The sequence below is a fragment of the Stenotrophomonas sp. NRRL B-14846 genome, assembly GCF_050473585.1.
In the GTDB taxonomy this organism is placed as follows: Bacteria; Pseudomonadota; Gammaproteobacteria; order Xanthomonadales; family Xanthomonadaceae; genus Stenotrophomonas.
Genome location: NZ_JBFLUN010000030.1, coordinates 1 through 9,669 on the forward strand (window position 1 = coordinate 1; position 9,669 = coordinate 9,669).

Genomic DNA, 9,669 nt, shown 5'->3' on the forward strand with positions numbered 1-9,669 from the left:
GGTGAGCGATCCGCTCGCCACCATCACCACATCGGAGTCGCTGGCACTCGCCCAGCCCTTCCTGGTGCCCAATTTCGGTGAAGCGCCGGGGCAGACTCCACGCACGCACAGCGTCGATAACCCGATGCCCACGGTTACCGCGAGCGGGCATGTGCAGCTCGCTCAGCCGGCCGCCGAGCTGGCCGACGAGGTGGTGATCGACATCAACTACCGGATGCTGCACTGGCGCGAACTTGCCCGCGCCACGTCGTTCGATGACGAGGGCGAGGTCTACGACTTCGCCGGTACCGCCACCGAGATCACCAAGCAGATCGGCAACGCAGTACCGAACCGCACGGCGAAGGCCCTGGTGATGAGCTTGATGAGGGACGCGGCATGAAGTGCGACAACGAACAGGGTCCACCAGTCATTTCTGCGGTGGTGTTCGAGGGCATCACGGTGGTGGGCGCCGACGGCCGACCTGCATCGTTGGCAGTGTTGGACGCGGATGGCCGCGTGCTGGCTGCCGGTCCGGAGGTGGCGAAGGCTGCGTGGGAAGCATCGGTACTGGCCTACCGAAACTTCCTGATCGGCGAGGGCCACATGCGGGTGCTGCAGAAGCCGGGCGCGAAGAAGTGACCCGGCAGCAGGAGTATATTTTAGCGATCTTTAGGGCACCCTAAAGAAATAAACCCTATACTCCTGCGATCCGACACTGCGACACCTGGCTCTATGGCTACAAAGGCGAGAGTTTACAGCTACTTGCGCTTCAGTGATCCCAAGCAGGCGGCCGGCAGCAGTGCCGACCGCCAGCTCGAGTACGCTCGCCGCTGGGCCTCCGAGCACGGAATGACCCTGGATTCGGCCCTTTCCATGCAGGACGAGGGCCTTTCCGCCTACCACCAGCGCCACGTGAAAAAGGGTGCCCTCGGGTGTTCCTGGCGGCCATAGATGAGGGACGGATCCCCTCCGGGTCGGTGCTGATCGTGGAGGGCCTGGACCGCCTCAGCCGCGCCGAGCCCATTCAGGCTCAGGCCCAGTTGGCGCAGATCATCAACGCCGGCATCACGGTGGTGACCGCCAGCGATGGCCGTGAGTACAACAGGGCTGGACTCAAGGCCCAGCCCATGGATCTCGTCTACAGCCTCCTGGTGATGATCCGGGCGCACGAAGAGTCCGATACCAAGAGCAAGCGCGTGCGCGCCGCAATCCACCGGCAGTGCCAGGGCTGGATCGCCGGCACCTGGCGCGGGGTCATCCGGAACGGGCGTGACCCGCACTGGCTGGAACTGACCAAGCCCGGCGAGTTCAAGCTGGTGCCGGATCGAGCCGAGGCCGTTCGGCTGGCCGTCCGCATGTTCCGCGAGGGCAACGGCGCGGTCACCATCATGCGCGCCCTCGAGGAGCAGGGACTGCAGATCACCAACGGGGGCAACCCCGCCGGCCAGCTCTACAAGATCGTCCGCAACCGGGCGCTGGTGGGCGAGAAGGTGCTCGAGGTGGAGGGGCAGGAGTACCGGCTGCCGGGCTACTACCCGCCCCTGCTGACGGCGGAGGAGTTTGCCGACCTGCAGCACGTCGCCGGCCAGCGCATCCGCCGCAAGGGCACCAGCGAGATCCCCAGCCTGATCGCCGGCATGCGCGTCACCTACTGCGGATACTGCGGCTCGGCCATGGTCGCGCAGAATCTGATGAATCGCAGTCGACGGGCGGATGGGCAACCGCAGCATGGGCACCGCCGCATGATCTGCGTCGGAAACTCCCAGGGCTCGGGCTGCGCGGTTTCCGGGAGCTGCAGTGTGGTGCCGATCGAGCACGCGCTCATGACCTTCTGCGCCGACCAGATGAACCTGACCCGGCTTCACGAGGGGGGCAATCGGGAGGCCAGCATCAGCGGTCAACTCGCAGTGGCCCGCGCGGCCGTCGCCGACACCACCGCCAAGATCGAAAAAGTGACCGATGCTCTGCTTTCGGCGGCCGCCGGCCAGGCCCCGGCTGCATTCATGCGCCGCGCCCGCGAGCTGGAAGAGACGCTGGCCGGCCAGCAGGCCGAGGTAGACGCGCTCGAGCACGAGCTGGCCAGCGCTGCCGCCACGCCGCCGCCGGCGCTGGCGCAGGCCTGGGCCGATCTGGTGGAGGGTGTGCGTGCGCTCGACTATGACGCCCGTATCAAGGCTCGCCAGATGGTCGCAGATACATTCGAGCGAATCGCCATCTACCATCGCGGGATAGAGCCCGTCCAAACCCGGTCATGGAAGGGAACCATCGATCTGGTGCTGGTGGCCAAGCGCGGCAGCACGCGGGTGCTACACGTTGACCGGCAGACCGGCGAATGGCGGGCTGGCGAGGAGCTGACCACTGAGGCGCTGCCAGCGCCGCTGTAGCGGAACGATTCGACACGCCGGCCGCGCCCGGCGATCATTCGCTCCTGACATCAGGAGGATCGTCATGTTCCGCATCATCGCCGCGCTCGCCCTGGCTCTGGCTGCCACCGCTGCCGCTGCCGAAGAACCAAACCCATATGCGCGCTACGCGCAGCCGAAGTGCGCTGCCGGCTTCAAGCCGGTCGGCAAGTCGTGCTTCAAGGTGTGCCCCGACGGCCAGCACGCGCCGGCGGCGAATGTGGATCGCTGTGAAAAAGACGTGCCGCAGTTCGTGAAGCGCGGCTTCTTCGGCGGGTGCCCGACGGGCTACGTCGGGCATCCTGCCGACCCCAGGCAATGCACCCTCCCGATCATTGCCGAGAGGATGCTCCGCCCCAGGCGCTGACTATTCGGCGAAGCGCGCCTCCTCCCGCGCCTTGTCAGCGATCTTCGGGTTCAGCACAACGCCACCCTCAGCTCGGGAGCTGTAACGCATGCGGGCCTGCAGCGAGTCGCGAATGGTGGACGTGTTGATCGCCAGCTCCGGCTGAGCCTCGTTGAACGAGCGGATCTTGCCCAACACCTTCGTGACCGTATCGGCGTCACCCGCCCGCCACGCCATCGCGTAGGCATTCAGCAGCGATGAGCGGCGGTCAAGCAGGCGCTTTTCGTAGTTCTTGGCCGCGTTGATGCCTTCATACCGCTCGTTGAGGCTCGCAGGCGAGAATCCCGCGAGCTGCAACAGCGAACCGCCTACCCCAAGATCCTCGATCACAGGTCGCCGCGCAGGGTGTTGACGCCCTGAGTGGTGTAGCGGACCGACTTCATGCCGTCCTTGACCGCCTTGGGCATCATCGTCTCGACGCCGCGCCAGGTGTGCCCCTCTTGGACCTGTGCAGGCCGCGCAGCGTGTTGACCAGCATCCCGCCGAACAACGGGCCACCGGCCTGCTCGAGCAGATAGTCGGCCATTTCCTTGCCTTCCAGCTCGCGGTTGGGCTCGCGGAACCACAGATCGTTGAGGCTCACGCGGCTGCCGATGCTGGCCGAGGTGAAGTAGTCGACCGGCCCCTTTGCCAAGATTCTGGCCGCATCCGCGCCCAGCAGATCGGCAAGGAAGTTGCGGAACGCCACCTCCGAATCGAACGGCTCGTCGTCGTCATCGCCGAACGCCGACGCCGCGGCATCAGCCAGTCCGAACATCACCGAGGTCAGCGGCATGCCCATCAGGCCAGCGAACAGGCAGTCATGCCGAGCACCCCACCCAGCTTCGTGCGCGCCTCGCGGCGGACCTCCGGTGCCTGGCCCTTGATCGACTGGTACAGGTTTCTCCACAGGAACCACGTCATGTCAGGCTGTACTGCCGGAACAGCAGCAGCACCTTGGCTGCGTTGCTCTGCATGAAGCGCGCGCGGTTGGCGTTGCTGTAGTCGAAGTGACTCTCCGTCACCACATCACCGGCGTACTTCACCGCCTCGTTGAACGTCTGGCCACCTTGGCGCGCAAGGCGGAAGGCCGCCAACGCGGTTGCCTCTCGGTTCACTACCTCCGCCTTGTGGAACAACCAGGAGATCACCTGCATGCCCTTGCGCACCGCAGGGTTAAAGGCGCGGGTGTCCGTTTCCGACAGGCCAGCCAGGTTGTGTGCCTGGGACTTGTCGATCGCGCCCGACGTGCGCCAGACGTGGTACGCCGCACGTTCTTCCGCATTGAGGTTGCCGGTGATGTCGCCCGTCGCGGTGCGCAGCGCAAGGCCCATCCCGGACGACAGGGCCGAGAACGCCTTGCCGACCCCGAAGCGGGCGGCCAGCACCGGGAAGGTAACGATGGCCGTCTGCGACAGGTTGACCAGCGCGGCCGCCGGCGTGGTGCCCAGGTACCAGGCGAAGCCCAGCGAAGTCAGCCCGCTGACCGTCTTGGAGTCCTTGGGGTTCATCACCCACTCGTGCCGCTTGTTCATTTCGCTATAGAGCGCCGCCCCCTTGGCCGCGCGCTCCGGATCGCTCTCGGTCAACCGGTCAACGGCTGCCTTCATGTCCTTCAAATCGGCGTCCAGCTCGTGGGCATGGCGAAGCCGCGCGACCTGGAAGCTACCGTGGAAGAGGTTTGACGAGAACGACCGCAGGGCGTCTGCGCTGTAGCCGGCCGTGCCCTTGCGGTGGATCTGGTGCTTTCGCACCGACAGCTCCGGCAACGTGCGCAGGTAGAGCTGGTACACGTCGTCGCGTGTGCTCTCGTCAATGCCGGCGTTGGCCAGCAGCTCCTGCAGGTCGGCCATGAAGCCGCCGCTGGCACCGGCCAGGCTGCGGGCCTCATCGAGCTTGCGGCCCGCCTTCTTCACGGTGAAGCCGCGCGCGGGTAGCTCCCGCTGTGCCTCCCGCCACTGCTCGACCTTCTCATACATCAGGAAGGCAGGCTCGCCAGCAGCGTCCGTGGCGGAGATCCAGAACTGACCGAAGCGCTGCAGCGGAAAGTAGGGACCATTCAAACGCGCCGACTCGAACTGCTGTCGGATCTGGCTCACCATCGTCGCCTTGGACTTCCGGTCGGCCTGCAGTGCTTCGATGCGGTCGATCAGGGCCTGCTCCATCTGTTCCGATTGGCGGACGTAGGCCTGCTTGGCGGTGCGGTAGAGCTGCTGGCCGGCGGCCGGCAGCGCCAGGAAGCGCCGGACCAACTCGGGGTAGACCGCCTTTCGAGCCTGCTCCTGTGCGAGCAAGTCATCCAGTGCCTGCAGCTCGGCCTCCAGGCGGCCCACAGCCTCCGACGATCGCGCCTGGCGCATGTCCTCTGCCACCGAGGCCTTACGGCGCTCGATGCTGGAAGGGGTGACGATCTCGTCGGGACCGCGGCGGGTGGCGCCGGTACGCAACGGCACATAGTCCTGGGACGGGTCGACACCCTCGATCGTGGTGTCGTGCATCAGGTTCGCGGTCGCATCAGCCCCGGCGCGGTCCTTGCGCTGGAACTTCTCCCAGGAATCCGCGATCCTGCGGCCTCCTCCTGCATGATGTTGCGGTCGGTAGCCATCTGCTGCACTCGGTCCGCGTAGGCCGCGACCTGCTGCAGATGCAAGTCGCTGCCCAGCTCGGCCAGATGCCGCAAGGTCAGCGCACCGAGCCAGGCCGGCCGAGTGTTCTCGCGGAGATTCTCGGGCTTCAGCCCCCTGAACATCGCTTTCAGCTTGTCCGCCACACGGCTCGACGGTCCACCCAACGCGGCATCCACGGCCGCAACAGTGGCCTCCGGATCGGGCTTCGAATAGCGCATGTCGGCGTTACGCGAATTGAACGCGCCGGTGTTGGCCGTGGCCGACTTCACCTGACCAGGCTCGAACGCGATCCACTGCCCGATTTCAGCAAGGTGGATACCGTCATGCCCCTCAGCCTTGAGGGCCGAGCGAAGCGCCTTCGCCTCTTCGAAGGAATCGACAGCGAGGAACTGATCGAGGGTCATGGGCTTGGGATTCTGCAGCGACAGGTAGGCGTCGATCACGCGCTCATCGGCGGGAACACCGTCTGCGGCCTTCTCGGCGTACCGCTTCGCCTTCGCCTTGCTCTCATCGAAGAAGAAGCCCAGTGGCGCCGTCATGTGCCCGGTAGAACGGCCCAGCCTTGCCGGATCGAACGACCAGAAACTCCTCGCCGGTACCGTGGTACACGACCTTCGGATCGCCGCTGGCATCGGCCACCTGCGACCGACCGAACCACTCCCTGAATTCGGGGCTGCGGACCTGATCGGGTCTTGACATAACCCAACCGGGGCGATCCACGGAATTGACCGCATCCCGCAACTGCGATAGGGTCAGCGCCGTGAGCCCCGTTGTGGGCCGTGACGCGCCTTGGATGTGACCGGGTTCGCGCACGGCTTCTGCGGGGCTTACGTTTTCCAGAACATCCGATTGCTGCAGGTCGTAGGCGAACTTCCCGTTGCGCTGCTCCTGCACCACCACGCGGGCCACACGCAGGTCGTCGCCGATCCGGACGGTGCGTAGAAGTCGTGATAGGCCACCACCGAATCGCCAGACGGGTTCACCGCAGACGTGTCCGCGTTCGGGCGTGACCGTCCCAGTACCGCCGCCTTCGTGATCTGCGGCAGCGCCGGCACCAGCAGCAGCTTCTCGGGTCGGAAACTCACCAGCTCATTGATCGAACGACGGGTGAGGCCGATGTCCCAGCCCTTGTCGTCGTTGTGCATCACCGTGCCGGCATCGCGCATGCGCACCAGGTAGTCGCGAGCCACGCGACGGCCTCCTTCGGCGGCAGGTCCGGCGATATGTCGCCCACCGTGACATCGACTACCGGGATGGACTGGTTGAGGTCGCCGGCAGTGCGGGAGAAGGCCAGGCCAGCACCTGCACTGCTCGCGCGCGGACGCGCTCCGCCTCGGACATATCGCGACGCCGCGACCAGGTGCTGCCTCAGCTCCGCTTCGCTCAACTGCAGCGTGAACCCGAGCTGCCGCAGGAAGTTGCGCACCGCCGTGACGGCTCGATCGATCACGCTGTTGCGAACGCCCTTTTCGGCCATAACGGCCACGGCCTCGCGGATACCGATTTCCCGATTCGCGCCACGGTAGCGGCGGTCGATCTCAGCAAACAGGGCGGCGTGCTTTCCTCCGGCCCGCATGCGGTCAATCGTCCGCGCAAGTCCGCCCACGTGCGGTCGCCGGTGATGGCTTCGATACCAAAATGCCCACCGCCTCATGCGACAGCACCTGCAGAGCGCGCTGCGGGCTGCTCAGATTGTTGGCCACCAGATAGACGGTCCCGGTCGAGTCGTCGTAGAACCCCTCCGCGCTCACGTGCTCGGGATCGCTCTTTGCCCGTGCTGGCAGATCGGCATGGCTTTCCAGCACCACCACCGCCGGCGCCTCGCTGCCCCACTTCGCAGTCACCGTGCCGATCGCCTTCTTGGCCTGGGCTGCCGAAATGCCGCGGGGGGCGACCTCAGCCGGCCGTGACAGCTTCACGGCCTCAGCCGGTGCCGCCTTCTTGTCGACCAGCACCGGGGATTCGAAGTGCGCGGCTCGTACAGCGGCATGCCCTGGCCGTCGGTCGCCTCCGCGTACGGAATGGCCACCTCGCCGCGTGCGTCGCGGCCAACCACGAACCAGCCGTCAGCGGTCCACCGGTGGCCGGTCACCTCGAACGTCTTGCCGTTCCAAACCACCTCGGTCTCGACGGGAGCGCCGCTGCGGAGCCATGCCGGCGGTGGAACCGGATTGGCCTGAATGTCGCGCTCAAGCTCCACAAGCGCCTTCTCGGCCGCCTTGAGCTGGTCGCCCATGTGGAAGGGCTCCGTCGTGGCTTTGCGCAACCGCTCCGCCGTCGCGCGATCCTCGGCGATGCCTTCGGCCAGCTCCCGCACTTCGACCGGGTAGCGGCGCAGCGCTGCCTCCAGGCTCGCCACGGTGGGCTGGTTCGACGTTATCTCGACGCCGTGCACATCCAGCACCAGGTGCGGCACCTCCGCGTAGCGGTCCCACATGGCCTTCACCGGAACTCGCCGAAGGTGGCCACTCGCTCCGGGCATCACCAACACGCATGTTGGCCGAGATCCACTTCCCGATCGCCTCGCTCGCTTCCTTCCGGTCGGCATGGGCCCTGCCGTCAACGTCCATGGAGAAGCCCTTGCCGGCATTCATCGCCACCAAGGTGTCCACGGCGTCAACCGCGCCGGCCTTTTCGATCTTCGAAAGCACCACCTCATTGCGGTCCGCACGGTTACTGATCGAGCGAATCTTGGATTGCGAATCAGCGATGCCGCGGCTGTGCAGGCGCTCCCTCGACTGCAGGCCTTCGATCTTCTTGCGGAGCTTTTCCCGGATCAGGATGCGCGGATCGCCAGCCGCCTCCGCAAAGGTCTGCAGGATGTCGCTCTGCTCCTCCGCTGCCGCCTCTCCCTCGATTACTCGCTCATCGCCCTTGGAGCGCAGGAACGCCTTGATGAAGCGATCCTTCACCGCGAGCACCTGCCAGCGGCGGCCATCGAGTCGGTCCGTCAGGTAGCGGTACTCGAGCACCGTGTTCCACTGGTTGCACTGTCGATGACCGCGCCCGTTGCGCTGCTCGAGGTCGCCGGGCATCCACGGTGCGTCCAGATGGTGCATGGCCCGCAGATTGCGCTGCATGTTGACGCCGACACCCAGCGATGCGGTGCTGCCAATGACCACACGGATTTCCGACCGGTTCATGCGGTCGGCAACTTCCTTGCGCTTTTCCTTGCTGGTCGATCCATCCACCAGGGCAATCTGGTCGCGCGGGATGCCCTGCTCGACCAGACGAGCCACCACGTCCTGGATCGTGGAGAACACCTTGTAGCGCTGGTCCATGCGCGCTCCCACCGGGCCCACCTTGCGGGTGGCGGTGGTCGAGATCCCCAGCTCGGTGAAGATGACCTGATTCGCCTCCGGATGGCTGCGGTAGAGGTCCGCAACGTTACGCACGAGGCGGCTGGCCTTGCTGTTCGGGTCATCCTCCGCGCGGCCCTCTTGGCCGGCCAACTTCTCGCCGTCCAGCAGGCGAACATCCAGGCTTGCCTTGTTCGCCAGCCCTTCGGTGATGATGGGCGACTCGGGCAAGCCGGCGAGCATGGCCTCCTTTCGGGCCTTGCTGGTCATGCCCCGCCAGGAGCGGGCATACCCTTGGATGCGCTCGAAGGCAGCCTTTTGCGGCGCCGTCAGGTCTGCCGTCTCAACAACCACCTTCTTGTACGGCCGGTCCTTGGCCCCTTCTGTGCGGCCGTTCAGCAGCTCAGCGCTCTCGGCCTCGGTCAAGGTCTTGTCGCCCAGCCGCTTGCCAGAGGCCGTGCGGCGCGGCCGCATTTCCGGCATGTCATCGGCGAACACCACGTCCATGTACTGCCCGACCATCCGGCGCAGTTCGGGCACGTTGATGAAGGCGGCCAGGCGGGTGACCGCCTCGTATTCGGCAGCCGCGTTCAGCTCGACATCCTGCACTTCGCGCGCAAACGATCCGAACCAGCCGTCCCATTGGTCGACGCCGGCCGCCTCCATCTCCTCCGCCATCACGTACCGCATCTGGTGGAACACCTCGGTCATGGTGTTCGTGACCGGGGTGCCCGTGAACAGGTGCACGTTGTTGCCGTTGTTGTTGGTGCGGACGTAGCGCGTGAGGAAGTTCAGTCCAATCGACTGCGCTGAGGATTGGGTCTGCAAGCCCTTCATGCGCATCTTGGTAGTGAACGGCGGCTTCTTGAACTCGTGGGCCTCATCCACCAGCACCATGTCGATCCCCAGTTCCTCGAACGGGATGGCGCCAGGCCGCGACGCACGGTCGGCTTGGATCTGGATCGAGTTCAGGATGC

The 9,669-nt window shown here is 65.8% G+C and carries 15 protein-coding genes; 4 read left to right on the forward strand and 11 right to left on the reverse strand.

What is annotated here, in order from left to right; genetic code table 11:
- The 4 genes from AB1281_RS24630 to AB1281_RS24645 form a co-directional block, all read left to right on the forward strand.
- Positions 1-379: DNA cytosine methyltransferase (locus tag AB1281_RS24630; RefSeq protein WP_430347268.1), on the forward strand; the 379-nt coding region annotated here is incomplete at its 5' end.
- Positions 376-618, forward strand: a complete 243-nt coding sequence (locus AB1281_RS24635; protein ID WP_180853795.1) for a hypothetical protein — start codon at positions 376-378, stop codon at positions 616-618. The genes AB1281_RS24630 and AB1281_RS24635, both read left to right, overlap by 4 nt.
- Before the next feature lie 293 nt (positions 619-911).
- Entirely contained in the window at positions 912-2,363 is a 1,452-nt protein-coding gene (locus AB1281_RS24640; protein ID WP_430347269.1) for a recombinase family protein, read from the forward strand.
- Positions 2,364-2,427: 64 nt separating this feature from the next.
- Positions 2,428-2,748 (forward strand): hypothetical protein, encoded by a 321-nt coding sequence (locus AB1281_RS24645; RefSeq protein WP_430346144.1) that lies wholly within the window; start codon positions 2,428-2,430, stop codon positions 2,746-2,748.
- Here AB1281_RS24645 and AB1281_RS24650 read toward each other — a convergent pair whose 3' ends face one another.
- The 11 genes from AB1281_RS24650 to AB1281_RS24700 all read right to left on the reverse strand — a co-directional run.
- Entirely contained in the window at positions 2,749-3,117 is a 369-nt protein-coding gene (locus tag AB1281_RS24650; RefSeq protein WP_430347270.1) for a hypothetical protein, read from the reverse strand.
- A 76-nt stretch (positions 3,118-3,193) separates the two neighbouring features.
- The gene (locus AB1281_RS24655) at positions 3,194-3,562 is read right to left on the reverse strand and encodes a hypothetical protein (RefSeq protein WP_430347271.1); all 369 of its coding nucleotides are present in this window, start codon (positions 3,560-3,562) and stop codon (positions 3,194-3,196) included.
- Positions 3,563-3,567: 5 nt separating this feature from the next.
- On the reverse strand, positions 3,568-3,690 hold the full coding sequence (locus tag AB1281_RS24660; RefSeq protein ID WP_430347272.1) for a hypothetical protein: 123 nt from the start codon (positions 3,688-3,690) through the stop codon (positions 3,568-3,570).
- A complete protein-coding gene (locus AB1281_RS24665) occupies positions 3,687-5,330 on the reverse strand; it encodes a PLxRFG domain-containing protein (RefSeq protein WP_430347280.1) in 1,644 nt (547 codons plus the stop codon). Before AB1281_RS24665 ends, AB1281_RS24660 begins: the two co-directional genes overlap by 4 nt.
- A complete protein-coding gene (locus tag AB1281_RS24670; protein ID WP_430347273.1) occupies positions 5,264-5,932 on the reverse strand; it encodes a hypothetical protein in 669 nt (222 codons plus the stop codon). The genes AB1281_RS24665 and AB1281_RS24670 overlap by 67 nt, the downstream gene beginning before the upstream one ends.
- Positions 5,901-6,302: a hypothetical protein gene (locus tag AB1281_RS24675; RefSeq protein WP_430347274.1), complete on the reverse strand. Its 402-nt coding sequence runs from the start codon at positions 6,300-6,302 to the stop codon at positions 5,901-5,903. Before AB1281_RS24675 ends, AB1281_RS24670 begins: the two co-directional genes overlap by 32 nt.
- Entirely contained in the window at positions 6,221-6,583 is a 363-nt protein-coding gene (locus AB1281_RS24680) for a hypothetical protein (protein ID WP_430347275.1), read from the reverse strand. The genes AB1281_RS24675 and AB1281_RS24680 overlap by 82 nt, the downstream gene beginning before the upstream one ends.
- The gene (locus AB1281_RS24685) at positions 6,538-6,969 is read right to left on the reverse strand and encodes a hypothetical protein (protein ID WP_430347276.1); all 432 of its coding nucleotides are present in this window, start codon (positions 6,967-6,969) and stop codon (positions 6,538-6,540) included. Before AB1281_RS24685 ends, AB1281_RS24680 begins: the two co-directional genes overlap by 46 nt.
- 4 nt (positions 6,970-6,973) lie before the next feature.
- Positions 6,974-7,348: a hypothetical protein gene (locus tag AB1281_RS24690; RefSeq protein WP_430347277.1), complete on the reverse strand. Its 375-nt coding sequence runs from the start codon at positions 7,346-7,348 to the stop codon at positions 6,974-6,976.
- A complete protein-coding gene (locus tag AB1281_RS24695; protein WP_430347278.1) occupies positions 7,309-7,629 on the reverse strand; it encodes a hypothetical protein in 321 nt (106 codons plus the stop codon). Before AB1281_RS24695 ends, AB1281_RS24690 begins: the two co-directional genes overlap by 40 nt.
- Positions 7,583-9,669, reverse strand: a 2,087-nt coding sequence (locus tag AB1281_RS24700; RefSeq protein WP_430347279.1) for a helicase-related protein, incomplete at its 5' end; no start/stop codon positions are given. The genes AB1281_RS24695 and AB1281_RS24700, both read right to left, overlap by 47 nt.